At 65.5% G+C, this 22,128-nt stretch carries 20 protein-coding genes and 2 tRNA genes; 4 read left to right on the top strand and 18 right to left on the bottom strand.

Annotation, left to right across the window (positions count from 1 at the left end; all coding sequences use genetic code 11):
• The 15 genes from AAGI46_06250 to AAGI46_06180 form a co-directional block, all read right to left on the bottom strand.
• The coding region (locus tag AAGI46_06250; protein ID MEM1011806.1) for a hypothetical protein at nucleotides 1–378 on the bottom strand (378 nt) is incomplete at its 3' end.
• A 103-nt stretch (nucleotides 379–481) separates the two neighbouring features.
• The gene (locus AAGI46_06245; protein MEM1011805.1) at nucleotides 482–823 is read right to left on the bottom strand and encodes a VOC family protein; all 342 of its coding nucleotides are present in this window, start codon (nucleotides 821–823) and stop codon (nucleotides 482–484) included.
• A gap of 82 nt (nucleotides 824–905) precedes the next feature.
• Nucleotides 906–4,688, bottom strand: a complete 3,783-nt coding sequence (gene rpoB, locus AAGI46_06240) for a DNA-directed RNA polymerase subunit beta (GenBank protein ID MEM1011804.1) — start codon at nucleotides 4,686–4,688, stop codon at nucleotides 906–908.
• Nucleotides 4,689–5,276: 588 nt separating this feature from the next.
• The gene (rplL, locus tag AAGI46_06235) at nucleotides 5,277–5,696 is read right to left on the bottom strand and encodes a 50S ribosomal protein L7/L12 (GenBank protein ID MEM1011803.1); all 420 of its coding nucleotides are present in this window, start codon (nucleotides 5,694–5,696) and stop codon (nucleotides 5,277–5,279) included.
• Between the two features lie 134 nt (nucleotides 5,697–5,830).
• Nucleotides 5,831–6,379, bottom strand: a complete 549-nt coding sequence (gene rplJ, locus AAGI46_06230; GenBank protein ID MEM1011802.1) for a 50S ribosomal protein L10 — start codon at nucleotides 6,377–6,379, stop codon at nucleotides 5,831–5,833.
• Nucleotides 6,380–6,452: 73 nt separating this feature from the next.
• Nucleotides 6,453–7,163 (bottom strand): 50S ribosomal protein L1, encoded by a 711-nt coding sequence (gene rplA / locus AAGI46_06225; protein ID MEM1011801.1) that lies wholly within the window; start codon nucleotides 7,161–7,163, stop codon nucleotides 6,453–6,455.
• Nucleotides 7,164–7,234: 71 nt separating this feature from the next.
• Nucleotides 7,235–7,498 (bottom strand): hypothetical protein, encoded by a 264-nt coding sequence (locus AAGI46_06220; GenBank protein MEM1011800.1) that lies wholly within the window; start codon nucleotides 7,496–7,498, stop codon nucleotides 7,235–7,237.
• Nucleotides 7,499–7,508: 10 nt separating this feature from the next.
• A complete protein-coding gene (gene rplK / locus AAGI46_06215) occupies nucleotides 7,509–7,937 on the bottom strand; it encodes a 50S ribosomal protein L11 (GenBank protein MEM1011799.1) in 429 nt (142 codons plus the stop codon).
• A gap of 28 nt (nucleotides 7,938–7,965) precedes the next feature.
• Nucleotides 7,966–8,289 carry a hypothetical protein gene (locus AAGI46_06210; protein MEM1011798.1) on the bottom strand — a complete coding sequence of 108 codons (324 nt, stop codon included), beginning with the start codon at nucleotides 8,287–8,289 and terminating at the stop codon, nucleotides 7,966–7,968.
• Nucleotides 8,290–8,379: 90 nt separating this feature from the next.
• On the bottom strand, nucleotides 8,380–8,976 hold the full coding sequence (nusG, locus tag AAGI46_06205) for a transcription termination/antitermination protein NusG (protein MEM1011797.1): 597 nt from the start codon (nucleotides 8,974–8,976) through the stop codon (nucleotides 8,380–8,382).
• Nucleotides 8,977–9,059: 83 nt separating this feature from the next.
• A complete protein-coding gene (gene secE, locus AAGI46_06200; protein ID MEM1011796.1) occupies nucleotides 9,060–9,545 on the bottom strand; it encodes a preprotein translocase subunit SecE in 486 nt (161 codons plus the stop codon).
• A 28-nt stretch (nucleotides 9,546–9,573) separates the two neighbouring features.
• Nucleotides 9,574–9,646 (bottom strand) — tRNA-Trp (locus tag AAGI46_06195).
• Between the two features lie 106 nt (nucleotides 9,647–9,752).
• Nucleotides 9,753–9,923, bottom strand: coding sequence for a 50S ribosomal protein L33 (gene rpmG / locus AAGI46_06190; GenBank protein MEM1011795.1), 171 nt, complete (start codon nucleotides 9,921–9,923; stop codon nucleotides 9,753–9,755).
• Between the two features lie 223 nt (nucleotides 9,924–10,146).
• The gene (tuf, locus tag AAGI46_06185; GenBank protein MEM1011794.1) at nucleotides 10,147–11,340 is read right to left on the bottom strand and encodes an elongation factor Tu; all 1,194 of its coding nucleotides are present in this window, start codon (nucleotides 11,338–11,340) and stop codon (nucleotides 10,147–10,149) included.
• 235 nt (nucleotides 11,341–11,575) lie between these two features.
• Nucleotides 11,576–11,647 (bottom strand) — tRNA-Thr (locus tag AAGI46_06180).
• 133 nt (nucleotides 11,648–11,780) lie between these two features.
• Here AAGI46_06180 and AAGI46_06175 point away from each other — a divergent pair.
• Entirely contained in the window at nucleotides 11,781–13,358 is a 1,578-nt protein-coding gene (locus tag AAGI46_06175; GenBank protein MEM1011793.1) for an oligosaccharide flippase family protein, read from the top strand.
• Nucleotides 13,359–13,631: 273 nt separating this feature from the next.
• Nucleotides 13,632–15,581: a 5'-nucleotidase C-terminal domain-containing protein gene (locus AAGI46_06170; protein MEM1011792.1), complete on the top strand. Its 1,950-nt coding sequence runs from the start codon at nucleotides 13,632–13,634 to the stop codon at nucleotides 15,579–15,581.
• 18 nt (nucleotides 15,582–15,599) lie between these two features.
• Here AAGI46_06170 and AAGI46_06165 read toward each other — a convergent pair whose 3' ends face one another.
• Together AAGI46_06165 and AAGI46_06160 are read right to left on the bottom strand one after the other, a co-directional pair.
• Nucleotides 15,600–16,229, bottom strand: coding sequence for a hypothetical protein (locus tag AAGI46_06165; protein ID MEM1011791.1), 630 nt, complete (start codon nucleotides 16,227–16,229; stop codon nucleotides 15,600–15,602).
• A gap of 113 nt (nucleotides 16,230–16,342) precedes the next feature.
• On the bottom strand, nucleotides 16,343–17,368 hold the full coding sequence (locus AAGI46_06160) for a sugar phosphate isomerase/epimerase (GenBank protein ID MEM1011790.1): 1,026 nt from the start codon (nucleotides 17,366–17,368) through the stop codon (nucleotides 16,343–16,345).
• Between the two features lie 62 nt (nucleotides 17,369–17,430).
• Here AAGI46_06160 and AAGI46_06155 point away from each other — a divergent pair, with 62 nt between their 5' ends.
• Nucleotides 17,431–18,741 (top strand): CCA tRNA nucleotidyltransferase, encoded by a 1,311-nt coding sequence (locus AAGI46_06155; GenBank protein ID MEM1011789.1) that lies wholly within the window; start codon nucleotides 17,431–17,433, stop codon nucleotides 18,739–18,741.
• Nucleotides 18,742–18,954: 213 nt separating this feature from the next.
• On the opposite strand, the gene AAGI46_06150 is transcribed toward AAGI46_06155, so the two are convergent.
• Complete coding sequence (locus AAGI46_06150; protein ID MEM1011788.1) at nucleotides 18,955–21,789, bottom strand: NEW3 domain-containing protein; 2,835 nt, start codon at nucleotides 21,787–21,789, stop codon at nucleotides 18,955–18,957.
• A gap of 80 nt (nucleotides 21,790–21,869) precedes the next feature.
• Between AAGI46_06150 and AAGI46_06145 the strand changes: the two genes are divergently transcribed.
• A partial coding sequence (locus AAGI46_06145; GenBank protein MEM1011787.1) for a hypothetical protein occupies nucleotides 21,870–22,128 on the top strand: 259 nt, incomplete at its 3' end.

Below are 22,128 nucleotides of genomic sequence, written 5' to 3'. Positions count from 1 at the left end.
GTCCAGCATCGCACCCAGACGCGACGGCAGGGCCTTGAAGAACCAGATGTGGACGATCGGCGCAGCCAGGTTGATGTGGCCCATGCGCTTGCGACGGACGCGCGAGTGCGTGACCTTCACGCCGCACCGGTCGCAGATGATGCCCTTGTACTTGGTGCCCTTGTACTTGCCGCACGAGCACTCCCAGTCCTTCTCAGGGCCGAAGATGCGCTCGCAGAACAGGCCGTCCTTTTCGGCCCGGTAGGTGCGGTAGTTGATGGTTTCGGGCTTCTTGATCTCGCCGAAGCTCCACGAACGGATGTCGTTCGGGGAAGCGAGCGTGATCTTGACGGAGCCGTAGTCGTTGACGCGGTCGTAAATGCCTTCGGCGAGTGTCATGGGGTTGCGTCTTTCGGGGTGTTGCCGCTGGTTTCAGGTGCGGCACAAGGAGTTGCTTGGTGGATTAACCGTTTACGGTCAGGTCGGTTACGTCAGCTGCGGATCAGCCGCTTCCGATCGGCTCGCCGAGGTTGATTTGATTGCCGTCCAGGTCCTCGAAGAGGCATTCGCGCATGCCATATGGCTCATCTGTGAGCGTGTGAATCATCTCGACATCGAGAGAACGCAGCCTCTCGTAGAGCTGGTCGACTCCCTCGAGCTTCAGGTAAACGGCACTTTTACCCACGCGGTCAGGTTGCGCTGACGTGAGGCTGAGCTCGACACCGTCGCGTGACAGGATGGCGAAGACGACTGGTTCTCCATTCGTAAAAACGACGTCGAACCCGAGAGACTCCTCGTACCAGCGCGTCGCGCGGGACAGGTCGTTGACCGCAAGCGAGGGCATGACAGACAACAATCGAGATGGAGTCGAGGACCTAGTCATCCGCTGTGATCGAGAAACAGTGTGCTGCGCGAAGTCTTCGGCTTTACAGCAGATCGTCGTCTCCTTCGGCTCCGGCCTTCTTCTCCAGTTGGATGTTCAGGCCAAGGCCGCGGATTTCGTTGCAGAGCACGTCGAAGCTCACCGGCGTGCCGGCTTCGAGGGTGTTCTGGCCCTTGACCATCGATTCGTAAATCTTGGTCCGGCCTTCGACGTCGTCGGACTTCACCGTCAGGATGTCCTGACGGATGTAGGCCGCGCCGTAGGCCTCGAGGCCCCAGACCTCCATCTCACCGAACCGCTGGCCACCCGTGCGGGCCTTGCCGCCCAGCGGCTGCTGCGTGATGAGCGAGTACGGGCCCGTCGCACGGGCGTGGATCTTGTCGTCGACGAGGTGGTGCAGCTTGAGCATGTACATGAAGCCGACCGTCGTCTTCTGCTCGAACGGCTCGCCGCTGCGGCCGTCGTAGAGCTGCACCTTGCCGCCGTACGGCATCGGGGCCGCAAGCTCGCGGTCGCCGAGGTGCTTGGTCTTGCCGGAGCCGTGCTCCTTGAGCCGCTTCTCGACGAGCTTGTTCGCGTCGCTGACGGCTTCGAAGACCTCGTCCTCCGTCGCACCGTCGAAGACGGGCGTGACCGCCTGCTGGCCGAGGACCTGCATGGCCCAGCCGAGGTGGGTTTCGAGGATCTGCCCGACGTTCATGCGGCTGGGCACGCCCAGCGGGTTGAGGCAGACGTCGACGGGCGTGCCGTCTTCGAGGAACGGCATGTCTTCCTCGGGAACGATGCGAGCGATGACGCCCTTGTTCCCGTGACGGCCGGCCATCTTGTCGCCGACGGACAGGGTCCGCTTCGTGGCGATGTAGACCTTGACCATCTCCAGCACGCCGCTGGGCAGTTCGTCGCCCCGCTTCATGTGGTCGGTCTTGCGGGCCTTCTCCTTCAAGACGGCCTGGACACGTGGCCAGAACCGGCTGTAGGTGCCGACGGCCTCTTCGCGCTTCTCCTTGGAGCCCTTGACCCAGCCCGGATCGAACTCCTCGATCTGCTCGATGATGACCTCGTCGATGTCGCTCTTGGCGACCTTCTGACGGGTGTTGGGGTCGACCATCTCGCTGCCGGTGATCGCGTTGATCTCCTCGATCATCTCGCGGAAGATCGCGATCGCCTTCTGGTCCATCTCGGCCTCGTAGGTCTCGATCTCCTTCTTAAGCGTGCGCTTCTGCTCTTCGGTCTGGTGCATCCGGCGGCTGAACCGCTTGGCACCGACGACGACGCCCTCTTCGCCGGCGGGCAGTTCGAGCGAGTCGTTCTTCACGTCCTCGCCGGCCCGGCCGAAGATGGCATGGAGAAGCTTTTCTTCCGGCGTCAGTTCGCTCTTGCTCTTGGGCGAGATCTTGCCGACGAGGATGTCACCCGGGCCGACCCGCGTGCCGACGCGGACGACGCCGTGCTCGTCGAGGTTGCCGAGCGAACGCTCGCTGACGTTGGGGATGTCGCGGGTGAACTCTTCCTTGCCGAGCTTGGTCTCGCGGATCTCAACGCCGTACTCCTCGATGTGGATCGAGGTGAAGGTGTCGTCCTTGACGAGGCGCTCGTTGATGACGATGGCGTCTTCGAAGTTGTAGCCGTCGAAGGTCATGAACGCGACGAGGGCGTTCTTGCCCAGCGCCAGCTCGCCCAGGTGCGTCGAAGCACCGTCGGCGATGATCTGGCCCTTCTTGACCTTCTGGCCCTTCTTGACGAGCGGCCGCTGGTTCTGGCAGGTCTTGTCGGTCGTGCCCTTGAACTTCCGCAGCTCGTACTCGTCGGCGTTGTCGATGAGGATGCGCTCCGCATCGACGTAGGTCACCGTGCCCGGACGCTCGGCCCGGACGATCATGCCCGAGTTCTTGGCGACAGACTTCTCGAGACCCGTGCCGACGCACGGCGGGTCGACCTTGAGCAGCGGCACGGCCTGTCGCTGCATGTTCGAGCCCATGAGCGCGCGGTTGGCGTCGTCGTGCTCCAGGAACGGAATCAGTGCGGCCGAGACCGAGACGGTCTGCTTGGGCGAGATGTCGACGTACTGAATCTGCTCGCCGCCGACGGTCGAGAGGTCACCCTCGACGCGGGCGAGCTGCAAGCCCTGCTCGACCTTGCCGCTGCCGATCTCGACGGCGTCCGGCGGAGCCAGAATGCCCTTCATCTCTTCGTCGGCACGCAGGTACTGCACGTCGCCGTTGACCTTGCCGTTCTTGACAACGCGGTAAGGCGTGATGAGGAAGCCGTACTCGTCGATGTCGGCGTAGATCGACAGCGACGCGATGAGGCCGATGTTGGTGCCTTCCGGCGTCTCGATTGGGCAGATGCGGCCGTAGTGCGAGATGTGCACGTCACGCACCTCAAAGCCGGCTCGCTTGCGGTTCAGGCCACCCGGGCCAAGGGCCGAGAGGCGACGCTCGTGGGTGAGCTGGCTGAGCGGGTTGGTCTGGTCGACGACCTGGCTCAGCTCGCCCCGGCCGAAGAAGAAGTCGATCGCGCTGCTGATGGCCTTGGAGTTGACCAGCTCGGCGACCTTGCCGAGTTCGTTCGGGTCCTTGAGGCTCATGCGCTCTTGGACGGTGCGCTTGAGCTTCAGGAAGCCCTTACGGATTTCCTCGGTCGCCAACTCGTCGATGAGGCGCAGCCGGCGGTTGCCGAGGTGGTCAATGTCATCGATGTAACCCTTGCCGTCACGCAGGGCGAACATGTACTTGAGCGAGTTCACGAAGTCCTCGCTGCGCAGAACCATCTCGCTCTCGGGGATGTTCTGCTCGAACTTGCGGTTTACGCGGAACCGGCCGACGCGGCCGAGGCGGTAGCGGCTCTCGTCGAAGAACTTCTCCTTGAAGAGCGTGCGGGCCTTCTCCAGCTGCGGCGGGTTGCCGGGGCGCAGCCGGCTGTAGATCTTGATGATCGCCTCGTCGTGGCTGTCGGCGATGTCCTCGGCCAGCGTGTTGAGGATCAGCGGATCGCTCACCTTCGTGACGACAGCGACCTTCTCGATGTCGCTCGCCTGTAGCGTCTCGAGCTTGTCGCCGATCTGGGCACCGGCCTTGAGCGTCTCCTCGCCGGTCTCGGCGTCGACGATGGTCTGGGCGGAGTAGTACTCGGGCTTGAGGTCCTTGGGCTTGACGTGCTCGACGTCGTAGAACTCCTGGACGATCGCGCCGGCCTCGCCGAATCGCTCGTCGAGCGCCCGAACGAATGCCGTCGCCGGAATCTTGGCCGACTGGTCGATGCGGACGACGAGTGCGTCCTTCTTGGTGACGGAGCACTCGATCCAGCTGCCACGCTCGGGAATCACGCGGAAGCCATGCAGCGGGCGGTCGCCCTCCTGCTCTTCGATGAGGAAGTCGATGCCTGGCGAGCGGTGGAGCTGGTTGACGATGACGCGCTCGGCACCGTTCACGATGAACTCGCCGCCGCCGATCATGACGGGGATCTCACCGACGAAGATGTCGTCCTCGACAACCTCTTCGACGTCCTTGCGGGTCAGCCGGACGCGGATGCGGAACGGCATGCCGTAGGTCAGACGCAGCGCCCGGCACTCATCGATGGTGTATCGCGGCTCCTGGAGGGCGTAGCTGACGTAGTCGAGCTTGGTGTTGCCGTCGTAGCTCTCGATCGGGAAGACCTCGCGGAGCAGCGCTTCCAGGCCGACGGGCTCGCGCTCGTTCGGTGGCGTGTGCTGCTGGAGGAAACGCTTGTAAGCGTCGATCTGAACCTTGATGAGATCGGGGACCTCGATCGCGTCGCCCCGCTTGGCGAAGGAACGGGGCTCGCGCTGAATGATGGCGTTCGGCATGGCGTGTCGGGCAGTGTCAATCGACGGCGGCGGGCTGCGGTCGGCAGCGATGGCCGCGGACGGTGGGCAGTCGCTTCGATGCAGCGGTTGCTGCCGTAGCGACGGGCTCGGCTTGCGGACGAGGGTGGTACGACGTCGTCTCTCCCAGGGACGGCGTCGGCGGCTGGCGTCGTAGCCGCCGAGGCGTCGATGCAGGGTCAGCCTGCCCGTCGGCAGGAGAACCCGCGTCCGCTCGTCACCAGTGGTGAGGAGCCGACGCAAGTAGACCGCTCAAGCCCGGGCAGTGGGCTGGTCGCGGTCTGCAGACAGGGGATGGGTCGTGTCGAGGCTCGTCAAGCCGGCGTGAGCAGGTTAGACACGCCTGTGCGAGTGGTCAAGATTTGATGAGAATCGAAGCGATTTCGGGCTCGGCGATCCGCCCATCCGTCATCCTGAGCGAGCGCAGCGAGTCGAAGGACCTCGTCCGATCGGCATCACCGAAGCGTAGACGAGGTCCCTAGGCTGCGCTCGGGATGACGGATTGGAAGCGAAAACAGCCCCCGGGAAGCTCCGGAGGCTGCGTGAATCGCAAGATTCGACCAGAACCGCTTACTTGAGCGTGATCTTGGCACCGGCCTCTTCGAGCTCCTTCTTGAGCTTCTCGGCCTCGTCCTTGTCGACGCCTTCCTTGATCGGCTTGGGAGCGCCTTCGACGAGCTCCTTGGCTTCCTTGAGGCCGAGGCCCGTGATCGGGCGGATCGCCTTGATGACGGCCATCTTGGCATCGCCGAAGCTCTCGAGGATGACGTCGAACGAGGTCTTCTCTTCCTCGGCGGCGGCACCACCGGCGTCGCCACCGGCAGCGGCCATGACGACACCGCCACCCGCCGCGGGCTCGATGCCGTGGACGGCCTTGAGGTAGTTCTTGACGTCGACGGCTTCCTTCAGCGTGAGGCTGACGAACTTGTCGGCAAAGGTCTTTAGGTCGTCGCTCAGTTCGGGAGCTTCGACGGTATCGGTGTCGCTCATGGTGTCGCTTTCCAGCCCGTGCGTGGGCCAAGCGTGTCGATTCGCTGCGAAGGAAGAGGTGGTCGCCCAGTGCGTCCAATTACTCCCGACTCGGGCCAGTCCCTTCGAACAGCTCGTGGTTCGTTGATCGCCGCCTACTCGCCGCCCTTGTCCTCGATCGTCTGCAGAATGCCGGCCAGCGCCGCACCCGGGCCCATGAGGGCACCGGCGAGCGAAGCACCCGGACCGATGAGGCAGCCGGCCAGGTCGCTGATCGCCTCTTCGCGGGTCGGCAGCTTGCTGATCTGCTCGACGCCCTTCTCGCCGTGGTAGACGGCTCCGTCAAAGAAGACGCCGCGGAACTCGAGGTCCTCGAACTCCTTGGCCTTCTTCTGATCGACAAGGGCCCGGCAGACGCCGCTGATGGCGGTTTCTTCGCCTTCGGTGACGGGGGCTCCGTAGACGAAGGCACTTGGGCCGTCGAGGAGGGCGTCGATGCCCTCGAAGCCGACCTCGCCGCCGACGCGGCGGGCGAGCGTGTTCTTGACGACGGTGACCTTCACGCCCTTCTCCGCCAAGGCTCGGCGAAGCTGGTTCGTCTTGATCGCGTCGATGCCACGCGGGTTGATGACGGCGACGGCTTCGGCGTGGCCGAAGCGGTTCTGGTAGTCGCCCTCAATGAGTTTCTTGACTCGCTTGCTCATCGGATGATCCGTGGTTGCGGCACGCGGTGCCGGGCCGGCAGGTTAGGCAGCCCGATCGCACGCCGGCAGGGACTTAATCGGAGACCGCCACCTCGACGCCGGGCGTCATCGTGGCCTTGAGGGTGACCTTCTTCAGGTAGACCGTCTTGGCGGCTTCGGGCTTGACCGACTTGATCTTGTCGAGCATGGCCTGGGCGTTCTCCTTGAGCTGCTCGCTGTCGAAGCTGGCCTTGCCGATGACGGTGTGGACGTTGGCACCCTTGTCGGTGCGGAATTCCTGCTTACCGGCCGCGTACTCCTTGACCGCGTCCTCGATGTTCGGCGTGACGGTGCCAGCCTTGGGAGCGGGCATCAGGCCCTTGGGGCCGAGCATCTTGCCGAGCTTGCCGACGAACCGCATCATGTCCGGCGTGGCGATGGCGGTGTCAAAGTCGGTGAAGTTGGCGTTCTCGATCTCCTTGATCATCTCCTCACCGCCGGCCATCATCGCGCCCGCTTCGAGGCACGCCTGAGCCCGGGTGGGATCGACGAAGGCGACGACCCGCTTGCTCTTGCCGATGCCGTGCGGCAGGGAGACGCTGGAGCGGACCTGCTGATCGGCGTGCGTGGTGTCGAGGCCGAGCCAGAAGATCATCTCGACGGTCTGATCGAACTTCGGGGCCGGGAAGCCCTTCACCAGCGCGATCGCCGCGTCAAGCGGTACCGGCTTGTCCGGGGCTTTGCTGCGAGCCGCCTCGAAACGCTTGCCCTCTTTGGGGGCCTTCTTGCTGCTATTCTTTGCCATGGTGTTGTCGCTAGGGGTAGCTGCCACTGTCCGGCGAATTGCCGTTCCCGTGGTGCGGAAGCCTGAAATGCTCAGGCGGGCTGGGACTCTCGCGGGCCGCTGCCCGGTGGTGCGTCCTCTGGAATCGGTGCAACAGTCGTGAGCTTGGTGACGAGCAGCAGGTCGATGAACTCGACGTTGTCGTTCTCGTCGACGAAGATGACGATCCGGCCGTTGGGCGTCTGAGCGAGGAACTCGGGGTGTCGAACCTCAACTGACTTTCCGTCGGCCGTTTCGATCGTGAACGGGACGAATGGCCGACGCTCGTGCAGCTGCTTGATGCGTTGGATCGTCATGCCCCCGATCCTAGTCGCCCGTGACTTCGACGCCCATCGAGCGGGCCGTCCCCGCGATTTGGCGGGCGGCGGCGTCGAGGTCGAAGGCGTTGAGGTCTTCGAGCTTCTCCTTGGCGATCTCGCGGCACTGGTCCATCGTGACCGAGCCGGCAGTGCTCTTGCCTGCCGTTCCAGAGCCGGCCTTGATTTTGGCGGCTTTCATGATCAGGCCGCTGGCCGGGCCGGACTTGATCTCGAAGGTGAACGAGCGGTCCTTGTACGTGGTGATCAGCACCGCGACCTGCTCGCCCTTCTTGTCCTGAGTGGCGGCATTGAACTGGGTGATGAACTGACCCGGGTTCACGCCATACTGGCCAAGCGCCGGACCGATCGGCGGGGCCGGGGTGGCGGTGCCGCCGGGGGCGATGAGCTTGAACTGGTTAATGACTTCTTTGGCCATCGCGAGCGTGCGTTAGGAGAACAGGTCGTTAGTCAGGGGTCGGCCGGACGACCGTCGCCTCGACCTTCCGGGCCGGCGGCTTCGGCATCATGCCCGGTTGGGGTTGCCCGCGATTGGGCTGACCGAGCAGGCGTCGCAGAAGCGAATAGGCCGGCACCGTCAGAATCAGCAGGGCCGCGACACTAGCCGCCAACGCCACCAGCGACAACGCGATGAGCACGATTCCCGGAATCGCCAGCAGCAACACGATCGCACGCCCCCACGCCGGCAGCCCCGTCAAGGCCGTCAGCATGTCCCCGCGCGCGACGCGAAACCCCTCCGGCGACGAGGTGTAGGCGGCGAAGCGGGACATGGGGTCGAGGCTCGTGAACTGGTGTCTCGTGAACTGGGGCCAGAGACAGAAGGTCGCCTTCACCCAAGTAACAAGTCACCAGTCAACAAGTTACAACTTCTCGATCTCCTCGTACGCCACCTCCAGCGGCGTCGGGCGGCCGAAGATCATGGTGATGATCCGCACCTGGCCCTTGTCGGCCAGGACCTCGTCAACGTCGCCCTCGAAGCCCTCGAACGCACCGACGATGACCTTGATCTTGTCACCCTTCTGGTAGTCGGTCTTGAGCTCGGGCTCGTCCTTCTTCTCGCTCTCGCCGATCATCCGGGCGGCCTCGTCTTTGCCCATCGGGTGGGGCTTGCCGCTGGCCTGGATGAAGTCGCCGACACCCTCGGTTTCCTTGGCCGTGAACCAAACGTCCTGCGGGATGCGCCCGTGCTCGTCGGGCTCGATCTCGATGAACACGTAGCCGGGGTAGAGCTTCTGGTCGACGAAGTGCCGCTGACCGTTCTTGACCTGCATGACCTTCTTCACGGGCACGAGCACCCGGCCGACCTTGTGCTCCAGGCCCTCGATGCGGGTCTTGCGGACGATGGCATCGCGGACGCGGTCCTCCTTGTTGGAGGCGACGCGAAGCGTGAAGAGCCGCATGTTTGGGTTCAGCGGCTGATCGGGAGCTGCGTTGTCGGCGACGGCGGGCGTGTCCATGGGGAAAAGGTACGCGGGTGAATCGCGGGGTTCCGGCGAGAGTCGATTCGGCCTGGCCGGCTAAGGCCGCGGCGGCAAGGAGGTCACTCGCCGCCGAAGAAGAACGGCGGGTCGACCTTGAGCACGTCAATCCACCACATCGCCGTGCTGAAGACGACGTCGTAGCTGAACAGCAGCGCCGCCACGAGGAACATGAAGCCGATGACGACCTTCGTGTTGCCGACGAGCTCGCGCCAAGTCGACCACTTGACCTTCTTCATCTCCCCATCGGTGTTAATGAGGAACTCGGCGTGCTTTGGCCGGTTCATGAGCAGCCAGGTGACGACGACCAGCACCAGAGCCAGGCCGGCCAAGGCCGCCAGCAACCGCCAGTCGCCCTGCGGGAGACCCGTGATCGACGGCAGCCGCTGGTAGAGGAAGCGGATCGTGAAGAGGATCACCAGACCCGCTCCGAGCCCGGTGCCCAGCCGCGTCCAGAACCCCTGACCTCGCTTGTAGGGCGTCAGAAGGCCACCCTCTGCTTTCGCGGGCGGGGTGCTCTTGCTCGGGGCCAGGTCAGCGTTGCTCATCAGCGGCGGATTCTTCGGGCGACGTCAACACGCCAGGAAAGACTCGAACTTTCAACCTGCGGTTTTGGAGACCGCTGCTCTGCCAATTGAGCTACTGGCGTAGGGGGAAGAGAAGGGGCTAGGCGCTAGTGATCAGGGACTAAGGCAGATGGAGAGCAGACCGCGCTGACCTAACTACTAGTCCCTAACACCTGTTCCCTAACAACCTCACTTTCGCTTCACTTTATGAAGCGTGTGCTTTCGCAGTCGGGGGCAATACTTCTTGATTTCCATGTTCCGCTGTTCGCTTTGGCCGGCGACGCGGATGTTGGTGCGGTAATTGAGGTCCTTGGTCTCCGTGCATTGGAGCCAGACCCACTCGCGTGCTTCTTTGGCCATGGTGTGCGGGGTGGACGGAATCGGGTACCGGCGGCGACCCGGCGGCGTCTGTTCTGCGGTCGCATTCTAGCGGTCGGCGACCGTGCCGGGACCGAAAGGCAACCAAATCGGCCGGAGTGCCCTCCGGCGAAGCCGCCGGCGACCGTTTCCGATCGCCGGCGGCAGGTTCTTGCGTCTCGCATGACAGAGTCTTGCGTCAGACAAGAAGTCGTATCAATCGACCCTACTCAAGGATCTTGGTGACGACGCCCGAGCCGACCGTCTTGCCGCCTTCACGGACGGCGAAGCGGAGCTTTTCTTCCATGGCGATCGGCTTGCCGAGCGTGACCTTCATCTGGACGTTGTCGCCCGGCATGCACATCTCGGCACCGACAATCTCGGCCTGGCCGGTGACGTCGGTCGTGCGGAAGTAGAACTGCGGCTTGTAGCCCGTGAAGAACGGGGTGTGCCGGCCGCCCTCTTCCTTCGTCAGGACGTAGACCTCGCCCTCGAAGGTGGTGTGCGGGGTGATCGAGCCCGGCTTGGCCAGGACCTGACCACGCTCGATGTCGTCCTTCTCGATGCCACGCAGGAGCAGGCCCGCGTTGTCGCCGGCGATGCCGACGTCCATCGTCTTGTTGAACTGCTCGATGCCGGTGACCGTGGTCTTGCGGCTGTCGCCCAGGCCGACGATCTCGATTTCCTCGCCCATCTTGATCTGGCCACGCTCGATGCGGCCAGTCGCGACTGTGCCGCGGCCCTTGATGCTGAAGACGTCTTCGACGGGCATCAGGAACGGCTTGTCCATCTCCCGCTCAGGGACGGGGATGTACTCGTCGAGGGTGGCAACCAGCTTATCGACAGCCTCACAGGCAGCGTCGTCGCTCGGGTTGTTGAAGGCCGGCAGGGCCGAACCGGTGACGATCGGAGCCTCGTCGCCGTCGAAGCCGTATTTGCTGAGCAGCTCGCGGACTTCCATCTCGACCAGCTCCAGGAGCTCCTCGTCGTCGACGAGATCGGCCTTGTTGAGGAAAACGACGATCTTCGGCACGCCGACCTGACGGGCGAGCAGGATGTGCTCGCGGGTCTGCGGCATCGGGCCGTCGGCAGCGGAGACCACCAGGATCGCGCCGTCCATCTGGGCGGCACCGGTGATCATGTTCTTGACGTAGTCGGCGTGGCCGGGGCAGTCGACGTGGGCGTAGTGCCGGTCGGCCGACTCGTATTCGACGTGCGCGGCGGCGATGGTCACCGTCTTGGTGGCATCGCGATCGATGCCGCCCTTGGCGATGTCCTTGTAATCCTTAGCGGTGGTGCCGAAGCGGGCACCGCTGCGGGCCGACAGGGCCGCGGTGAGGGTGGTCTTGCCATGGTCGATGTGACCGATGGTGCCGACGTTGACGTGAGGCTTGTTGCGCTCGAAAACTCCCTTGGCCATGGCCGGGAACCTCCAAAAGGTCGTGGATGCCGATTGATCGGCGGAACTTGAATCTCGTTAAGCGTTTACGGTCGGGATGACCGTCTGTCACGGTCCCGCGATCCCGGCCGGCGACGAGCCGGGCGGGTGGTGCGGACACAGCCGTGCCGGCACCAGCGGGCCGCTACAGTAGGCCGGCCACGGCCGATCGTCGCGTAGGCATTTCAGCCAGTCGCGATCGGCACAGACCGTCCAAAGCTTCCGGAGGGATTTGAACCCTCGACCTCGTCCTTACCAAGGACGCGCTCTGCCACTGAGCTACGGAAGCTAGGTCCGCTCCGTCGGACGTGGCCGCCAGAGTGGCCGCGACTCTAGCCGCGGCAGGGTGAGGGTCAACGCAACGCCAACACGCCCGTCCTGCGACCGCGCCCTGCGAGCCGACGACCCATTTCCCGCCGGCCTTGCCGCAGCGGTCGCAGCATCTTGCCGATACAACGGTCGACGCGTGGCAACACGCGACGGGTCTCCTTGTGCCGACGCTCGCCTACGAGTCTCCCGATGACGTCGCCGCCGAGCGCGAGGAGCAGCATCGGTCGACCGACCTCCGCAAACAGGCCGTCTCGGGTGGCGCCTGGACCATCGGCAGCTACCTGCTGCTCAACGTCCAGCGGTTCGTCATCAACCTCATCGTCGCACGGCTGCTCGTCCCCGAAGACTTCGGCCTGGCCGCCCTGCTCAACGTCGTCCTCGCTGGCCTGAACCTGTTCAGCGACGTCGGCATCGGGCCCGCCCTCATCCAGAACAAGCGCGGCGAGGACGAGCGGTTCCTCCGCACGGCCTTCACCATCCAGGCCGGTCGCGGCGTGCTGCTGTTCCTCGGCGGTTGCGCGCTGGGCTACCCGCTGAGCCTCTTCTACGGCGAGCCGCGACTGGTCTACCTGATCCCGCTCGTCGCCAGCACCGGCCTCATCGACGGCTTCCGATCGACTAGCTACTTCCGGCTGCAGCGGCACATGCAGATCCGCACGCTGACCCTGCTCGAAGTCGGCCGGGCGGCCGTCTCGGCGGTCGTCATGCTGGTCTGGGCGTGGAAGTTCCCAAGCGTCTACGCCCTGATCGCTCCGGTGATCGTCGGCACCTTCTTCGATGCAATCGTCACGCATTTCCTGATGCGGGATCGCTTCGACCGCTTCGGCTGGGACAAGGAGGCCGCACGCCAGCTCTTCGGCTTCGGGCGTTGGATCTTCATCTCGACCGCGCTGACGTTCGGCGCGAGCAGCCTGGACCGGCTGGTGCTGCCGAAGCTGGTGACGCTAGATGACGTCGGCGTCTACCAGATCGCGTTGATGCTGGCGACGCTGCCGACGATCGCGCTGCTCTCGCTGAGCCAGCGGGTGGTGTTCCCGGCGCTGTCGCGCGTGGCCGCGGGGATCGATCCGGCGTCGCCCTCGCCCGAATCGCGCGAGTCGTTCACGAACGCGTTCATGCGTGTCCGACGGATCGTCCTGACGCTCGGCGGTTTCGCAGCGGCGGGCATGTTCGCCGCCGGCCCGGCGCTGGTGCGCGTGGCGTACCCGGCCGACTACGCCGAGGCCGGGATGATCGTGCAGTGGCTGGCGATCGCGGGGTGGTTCCACTTGCTCGAGGCCGCCAACGGCTCGGCGATGCTCGCCCAGGGCCAGCCGAGATGGACGGCATTCAGTACGGGTGCGAAGGTCGTGCTGCTCTTCATCGGCGTCCCGCTCGCGGCCGGTCCGCTGGGCTACGGCCTGGTCGGCGCGGCCGTCGCAATCGCAATTGCCGACGTCGGCCGCTACGGCGCGAGCCTCGTCGGCTCGGCTCGCCTGCCCGTTGCGGTGTCGCCCTTCCGAATGGACGCAGGCTTCGCTCTGCTCGCCGCCGTCAGCGGCTTCGGCACGTTCGCCCTGACGACAACGCTGTTCGAGTCCGACGGCATCCGCTTCCTCGTCGGCTCGGGCATCGTCTGCGTCCTCTGGGCGCTGCCCGCGCGGAAGGTGCTCAAGGACATCCGGTCGTAGGTCGTACTTCAGCACGACGAGAGCGCCTGTGCTCCGTCATCCTGAGCGAGCAGAGCGAGTCGAAGGACCTCGTCTGACCCGCGTCACGGACCGCATGCGAGGTCCCTCGGCTGCGCTCGGGATGACGGACCGGGCTTCTTCGACACGCCTTAGCCGAAACTTCACCCACGCCTAACGGCGGCCCCACGCGTTCTGAACGGGGCCGTCTGGATACTCCCGCACCCGGGCCGTCGTTCGGCCCGGTTTCGAATCAATCACCGGGAGAATCCACCCATGCACAGTCGCTCCAAGCTCGCCGCCGCTGCGGCCCTTGCCGTCGCAGGCCTGACCGCCAGCGCTTCCGCCCAGTACAGCCTCACCGTCCTGCACAACAACGACGGCGAGTCCTCCGTCCTGGGCGATGCCAACCGCGGCAACGTCGCCCAGTTCAAGACCATCGTCGACGAGACACGCAGCTTCTACCAGGGCGTCGGGCACGGCGTGGTGACGCTCTACGCGGGCGACAGCATCATCCCGAGCCCCGAGTTCCAGGCCAGCGTCAACGACGGCGTCTTCTACGACGCACTCGCTCTCAACGCCATCGGCTACGACGCGGCCGCCATCGGCAACCACGAGTTCGACGCGGGTCCAAAGACGTTCGCCAACTTCCTCGACGCGACGACCGTCCCGTACCTCTCGGCCAACCTCGACTTCTCGGGCGAAACCGCACTGGCCGGCCGATCCGACATCGGCGCGAGCACGATCGTCAACGTCGCCACGGCGGCGGGCAACAAGAGCGTCGGCATCATCGGCGCGTCGACGGAGAACCTGCCGTTCATCACCAGCACGGGCGGCGTGCAGGTCAATCCCGTCGCCGCCGCCGTCAACGCCGAGATCGCGGCGCTGCAGGCTCAGAACGTCGACAACATCGTCCTCGTCAGCCACCTTCAGGGCATCGGCACCGACCTTGCACTCTTGCCGCAGCTCAATGCGGGTATTGACCTCGTGATCGCCGGCGGCGGCGACGAGATCCTGGCGAACCTCGGCGCACCGTCGCCGACCACCGTCTACGGGCCGACGGCCCCGATCAGCGTCGCCGACACCGGCCTGCTCGGCGGAGACTCGGTCGACCAGTCGGCATATCCGAACCTGACCGCCATGGACGCCGGCGGCAACATGGTGCCCGTCGTCGCGGGTGGTCCGAACTACGGCTACCTCGGCCGGGTCACGCTCGACTTCGACGCCAACGGTGACCTCCTCGGCGTCGACGCCTCCAGCAACCCGCAGATCAACGACGGCACCGCCGTCGCCGATGCCGGGCTGCTCGCGAGCGTCGTCAACCCGGTCGACAGCTTCGTCGCTGGTTTGGAGTCGACGGTCATCGCGACGTCGAGCCAGTTCCTGGCGGGCAACGGTGATCGCGACGTCATTCGCGCCGAGGAGGCGGGCCTGGGCAACCTCGTCGCCGACGCGTACTTCGCTGCTGCCGAGGCCAACGTCGGCAGCTTCAACCTGCCCGTTCCGGACCTGGCCGTCGTCAACGGCGGCGGCATTCGCGACGACATCGGCACGCCGACGGGCGTCGGGCCGTTCGATGTTTCGCTGGCCACGACGTTCGACGTCTCGCCGTTCGGCAACATCGTCTCGATCGTCGAGGGCGTCACAGCCGATGACCTGAAGCTGATCTTCGAGAACGCGTACAGCCGCACAGTCGACACCGACCCGGGTCCCGGCGTCGAGGCGGACCGTTTCGGCGGTGACGGGACGGGGCGATTCCTGCACGTCAGCGAGGGCGTCGAGGTTGTCTACGACATCACGGCCCAGCCGCTGGAGGTCGACGACCTCGATGTCGACGGCGACGGTGTCCTTCGCGAAGACGGTGCCCGCATCGTCAGCCTGATCGTCAACGGCACAGTCGTCGTCCAGGACGGCGTCGTCGTCAGCACCGAAACCTTCGACATCGCCACCGCCGACTTCCTCGCCAACGGCGGCGACCAGATCTTCAACAGCGGCGCGTTCAGCTACCTGTCGCAGGACTACACCTTCACCCGCGTCGGCATCTCCGACCAGCAGGGTCTCCAGGCGTACATCGAAGCGCTGGCCATGGGCGACAATACCTTCGACCTCGCCAGCGACGCCCGCTACGACGCGTTTGCCGACGGACGCATCATCGCGATCCCCGAGCCCGCGACCGCAGGTGTTCTCGCGATCGCAGGTCTGGTCGGACTGCGTCGTCGACGCTGATCGATCGCAGATCGCAACTCATCCAGAAGCACCGGACGCCCCAGGGCGTCCGGTGCTTCTTCTTGTATCGAAGCCGAGTGCAGAGCGCAGCGTCGCACCGGGTCGGCTCATCCCGTGCACCCACACCGCAGCATCCGAACCCTGCTTGTCCCGGACATAGCGAAACGTCGCTTCCTGATGTGACCGGTCGTTGATGACCTCGATTCCCGCACCTTGCGAAAACGTCGGACTTTCGCTTCCGTCGAGTCGACGCGTGACACGTCGTTTGACCTGACCGATCAGCCTGTTGGTCGCACGTCGATCATCCGGAAACCTCGCGAGGAAGTGCAGGTGGTTCGACACGACTGCGACGACGACCGGTTGCTGTCGCTGCTCGACGAGTTTATCGACGACTACGTCGCAGACCTTGATCCGCGTGTCCTTGTCGAAGCGTGGCGAAACCCCGTCCGACCGGCTCCGATAGAACGCGTGGACCGACGCGTGCTCTCCGAGAGGAGGTCGATTCCGATAGTCCCCGCTCGAATGAAGCTTGTGGCCCTTGTCGCGAAAGCCACGATGGTCTCCGTGGAGCCACGAGTTACGCGTGGTCAGCGTCACGTGGAGCCAGCGTGTGAAGCTCGGGTCGAAGTCATCGGGCTCCTGAGACACCACTTCGTTGTACCACCAGACCACGTGCGACGCTGCGCTCTGCACGGTGCTTCAGAAGCAGTGTGTAGAGCGAAGCGTCACACCTGGTCTGATGGGTCCGGTCTGGTGATCGATCACCGATCAAACTGCGCATCGAACGCGATGTCACTCCGTTTGAAGTCGAGCTGTTTGACGAACGCAGCAGACTCCGTTGCGCCGTGCTCGCGATCCATCCGACTGTCCTCCCACTCGACGGAAAGCGGTCCCTGATACCCGACGTCGTTGAGCGCGACGATGATCTCCTCGAAGTTCACATCGCCTCGCCCCACGCTGCGGAAGTCCCAATAGCGACGCGGGTCGGCGAAGTCCGTGTGCCCGCCGAAGACGCCGACGGTGCCGTCGCCGTGGCCCCACCAGGCGTCCTTCATGTGGGCGTGGTAGAGCCGGTCGCCGAAGGTGCGGACGAACTTGACGTAGTCGACGCCCTGATAGCCGAGGTGTGACGGGTCGTAGTTGAACCCGAACCGCTTGTGCCCGCCCACAGCCTCGATCGCACGCTCGGCAGTCGCGATGTCGAAGGCGATCTCCGTCGGGTGGACCTCCAGCGCAAAGTTCACGCCCTGCTCGTCGAACAAGTCCAGTATCGGCTTCCAGCGGTTCGCGAAGTCGTCGAATCCCTTCTGCCAATACGCCTGCGTCGTCGGCGGAAACGCGTACGTGCTGTGCCAGATGGAGCTGCCCGTGAACCCGTTGACCACGGGCGTGATCGGCGAGTCGTCCGGCCGCTTGTCGAGGAACAGCTTCGCGGCCTTGGCGGTCTCCTTCATCCGCTCGGCCGCGCGTTGACGCACGCCCTCCGCCTCGCCATCGCCGTAGATCTCCGGCGGCAGGATCGCCTGGTGTCGCTCGTCGATCAGGTCACACACCGCCTGCCCGACGAGGTGGGCGCTGACGGCGTAGCTGGACAGGCCGTGCTTCTGCAGGATGTCCCAGCGACTTTGGACATAGCCGTCGTCGGACAGGGCCTTGTCGACCTCGAAGTGGTCGCCCCAGCAGGCGAGCTCCAGGCCGTCGTAGCCGAAGCCTTTGGCCTTTTCGCAGAGGGTCTCGAACGGAAGATCGGCCCACTGGCCGGTGAAGAGGGTGACGGGTCGTGGCATGGTGGGCGTTATCATGTCGTCATGCCCGCCGTGAGCCAACCCCTGACGAGTCCGGGCACGTCATGAGTGCGATCACGCTGCGAGAGGACGCCCTGCTCGTCATCCGTCGACTCCGCGACGCCGGCCACGTCGCGCTGCTCGCCGGCGGCTGCGTTCGAGACGAGCTGATGGGCCTGGAGCCCAAGGACTTCGACGTCGCAACCGACGCCGTGCCCGATCGCGTCCGCGAAGTCTTCGGCCGCCATCTGACGCAGGCCGTCGGGGCGGCGTTCGGCGTCATGCTCGTCCGGCAAAATCGCAGCCAGATCGAGGTCGCCACGTTCCGCGCCGACGGCTCCTACTCCGACGGCCGACGGCCGGACGGCGTGCGGTTCACCAACGCCAAGGAAGACGCCGAACGACGCGACTTCACCATCAACGGCCTCTTTCGCGATCCCTTCGCCCGCGACGACGACCCCGACGACGATGGCGTCATCGACCACGTCGGCGGCAGGCGCGACCTCAAGGCGAAAGTCCTCCGCTGCATCGGCGACCCCGAGCGACGATTCGGCGAGGACTACCTGCGGCTCCTCCGAGCCGTGCGGTTTGCGGCCCGGTTCGACCTGACGATCCACCCGGCGACGTGGCGCAGCCTCTGCGACAATGCCTTCCGCATCACCGGCATCGCGGCCGAACGTGTCGGCGACGAGTTGCGGCGCATGCTCGTCGTCCCGAGCCGCGGCCAGGCGTGGGAGCTGCTGTGGCAGTCGGGTCTGATCGGCCCGATCTTCCGCGACATGCCGATTCCGAATGACGCGCCCAACCGCAGTCGCCCGTTCACGCGTGCAATGGCCGAGGTATCGGACGACGTGCCATTCGCGTCGGCAATCGCGGCGACGTTGCTCGACCTGGCTCATCAGGCGGGCGTGCCGACGACGGAGGCGGTTCGGCCCGAGGCGGCGCAGTCGCTGGCGGACGCGGGCCGTCGGTCGCTTCGCCTCAGCAACGCCGAAACCGACGCCGTCCGCGCCGCCCTGTCGCTCTGGCCCGTGCTGGAGCCAGCGACGCACGGCAGTGTCGCGGGGCTGGCGACGACGCGACGTTTCCTCGGCTCGCCCCACGTCGAGTCCGCTTTGCCGCTGCTGCGAACGCTCGCCCGCGACCGCAACCTTGGCGAGGCTGCCGTGACAACACTCGACGAGCTTGGCCAGGTTCGCGATCGCTTGCCCGACATCCTGCCCGCACCACTGATTAGCGGTGACGACCTGCTCACCGCCGGCTGGCAACCCGGTCCGCACATCGCCCGCGCCCTGACCGCGGCCTACGACGCCCAGCTCGAAGGCCGCATCACGACACGCGACGAAGCCCTGGCAGTCGCGAACAGCGTGGGCTAGTACGGATGCTGAGTTGCGTGTGCGCTTGTGTAGCACGACGACGCCGAGGGTTGAGCGAAGCGATGCCCCGGAGCGGTGCCCGGGAAAGGTCTCTCAACCGACGCGTCCGGGGCATCGCTTCGCTTAACCCTCGGCGTCACAATGCGGTCGATGCTCAACCGACAAGTCGGAAGCAGGCGCTGATTCATCTCATCGTGCGTACGAGACGCAGCGTCACAGCTCGACGCGATCGTTCAGGATGCGCGTGCCTTCGAGTTCGCGGAGCCCGCTCAAAATCGACGAGCCCGACGGCAGGTCGCCCGCACCCGGGAACCGGTAGATGCGCGTCGTTTCTCGCCCGGCACCGAGGTTGGTGACGAGTCGCTCCTGACGCGCCCGCCCCGGAACGAGGATGAACGCCTCGTAGTCGATCGGAACCACGCCGTAGTTGGTGATCGTCTGTTCGACGACCAGGTCGCTGCCTTCGCGTCGGCTCAGCGTCCGCAGGCCGATGTCGGCGAGGCCCAGTCGGACCTCGATCGGCACGTCGAACTCGACGACGTCGGTCGGCGCGACCTCTTCGCGATCGTTAAAGCCCGTGCCCGTTGTCCCGCCACCACCGCCGCCGGTGCGGAGCTGGATGGACGCGGTCAGGCGATGTCGGCCGGCGTCGCTGTTGTATGGGATCCGCAGCGTGACCGGCCGGACCATCGTCTCGCCCGGGTTCAAGCTAAAGACGCGGCTGGTGAGCTCTGCCTCCCACCCTTCCGGCTCCTGCAAATGGATTGTCCCCGAGATCGGCCGCGGAAACGTGTTGGTCATGATGAGCGCTCGCGGATGTGGCCGGAAGCTGCTCTCGATGAGTGGATTGTCGAGTCGCACCGTCTGGCGAATGCGGGTCAGCGGCGCATCCACGCCGACGATGAAGCTCGGCAGTCGCCCAACGATCACATCCGCCCGGCCGTCGCGCTGGCCGGTTGCGGTCTGACGCAGCGGGCGACGGTTGCCCCAGAGGTCGACCTGTTCGGCACCCGGGCCGAGGTTCATCTCGAGCGTCACGCGGCCCTCGACGCCGTCGGACAGCTCCGCGTCGGTCCAGATGACCAGCGTGCCGCGACTGTCGGCCGACGACGGATCGGCGAAGAGGAACGCCTCGACCCGCTGGTTCACGTCGCCCGCTGGAACGCGTCCCTGATAGCGCTTGCCCGAGAGGCTCGACATCAGCGTCCGCAGAACGACGTACGCCTCGCTCGGCTCCGGGCCCATCGTCTGATTGCCCGAAGCGTCGATCGAGTCGACCGGCAACGGCAGCGTCAGTCGCCCGGCACCGCTGGCCAGCGTCAGCGTCACGCGACGCACCAGGTCGGCCAGGGCTTCAAGCCGGCCGTAGTCGTCGACGGATCCGGCGGCGAGTCGGACGGCGATCTCGGCGTCGAGCGTCGTCGCCGCATCGGCGACGTACAGCGGAATCTGCGACGGCGGCACATCGGCGGCGACGTCGAGCAGCACCAGCTCCGGCTGGGGCTCGACGTCGATCGTTTGCCGCGTCGGCCACGGAATCGCAAAGGCGGGCGTCGACACGAGCGAGCCGATTACCGACGCGAATCGGCCGTACAGCCGACGCAGCTTCGGATCGCTGGCGAACGCGTCGGCATCACCCACCGTGCCGATCTGCCATCGATCGATCTTGTGCGCGTGACGACTGACCACCGACCCGAGCGCCGATCGCCAGCCGGCCTGTGCCGGCGAGTCGGACTGTTCCAACGCATCGGCAAGGCGCGACCAACCCGCACCGCCGACGAGCGACTCCAGCGCCGGCGTCGGTCCGCCGAACACGCCGGTCACGGCAACGCCTTCGCGGCGAAGTCCCTCGGCGACGATGTCCAGCTTGTCGACGGCCAGCCCGACGTCGTTGGCAGCGGGTCCGCCCCACAGTGCCAGCTCCGCACGCCCGGCACCCAAAGGCCGAAGCAGCTCCGCCAGCGCAGGCCAGTCGTCGGTGCTGACGTGTGTCGCGTCAATCGCAAACCGCTGGTCCGGCCGGACCAGTGCCGGCAGGTCAGCCAACACGACAAACGACGACGTTCGCCGCGCCGCTGCCACGGGCACGTCGCGAAGCAAATCGCTCCGGCCTGCCACGACGATCTCCGCCGAATACCAGCCCGGCGGCAGCGGATCGATCTCGAAGTCGAAGTCGATCTCGTGAATGCCCTCGGACCGAGCGCGTTCGGTGCTTGTGCCGAAGTCGCGCCAAACGACAGCGCCAGTCGCGTCGCGAATCGCCGCCGCCGCGAGCAGATCGTCAGCCGATGGATCGAGTGCGGCTGCGCGGAAGCCGATGGTGTCGCCCTCGAACCAGACTCCCGACGGATTTTCGCGGCTGACGTGCAGCTGCGGAATCCGGCTCACAACCAGATCGTCGAACCACGCAATGCCGTCCACGTCTTGGCGAAACCGCAGCAAGTCGTCGCTGGCTTCGGGCGTCTCGGCATCGACGCCGCCCGCGTTGGGTTGGAGCAGGCCGACCTCGATGACGATCCACGCCGCGGCCGGGTCGTCGGTGTGCGTCTCGACACTCACCGGCGACCAATCGTCGGCCGTGAAGGAATCGCTGACGAAAGGCCGGCTGTGTCGCACGCTTCCGGGCAGTGTGCGTCCGGCATCGTCGGTGATGAACGCCGTCAGTCGGGCACGGGCAAACTGCAGCGGCGTTGTCTTGGCAAAGCCGTCGAGTCGATAGTGCGCACCCGGCACCGCCGGCAGAACGTGCGTCGCTAGCCGATACGAGGCGCTCCCGCCGTCGAGCTTGAGCTGGAAGCTGTGGCTGCCCGACCGCGCGTGCGTGCGACTCAGACGCCCGCCGACCCAGTGCGGCATGCCGATGCCGTCAACGCGGCTGAAGTACATCGGCAGGTCTTCGAAGTTCCCGTCGTCGCGCTCCTCGAAGTCGAAGACGTGCAGAATCCGCTGCGACGTCGTCCCTTCCTCCTCCGCGGCCTCGTCGACGTACCAGTCCGCACGGACGGCCGACGCCAGAATCAGCACGACGAGCGCAGAAAGCAGCCTCACACTCTGGTTATCGGGCTTTGGCCCGAGGCGACTGAAGCCGTGGCGGCAGGCGTCCTTCGACGAGCGTCGTAGCATTCGACATGGGCACAACCAACGGCGTCGCCGAGAAACCGGTGGCCGGACGGCTGAGTCGGCAACTCGACCCACTCTCGGCTGATCGGTCGCAGGCCTACTCGATTGAAGACAACGACGTTCTCCAGCCGGTCCTGTCCGATCGGCAGATCGAGGAGATCTCGCGATTCGCCAAGTGTCGCAAGCTCGACGTGGGCGAGATCCTCTTCGAGCAAGGCACACGCAATGCCGACGTCGCGATCCTGCAGGAAGGCCGGCTCGAGTTCT

The organism is Planctomycetota bacterium, assembly GCA_038746835.1.
Taxonomy (GTDB): domain Bacteria; phylum Planctomycetota; class Phycisphaerae; order Tepidisphaerales; family Tepidisphaeraceae; genus JBCDKH01.
This window is presented reverse-complemented; position numbering and strand designations above follow the sequence as displayed.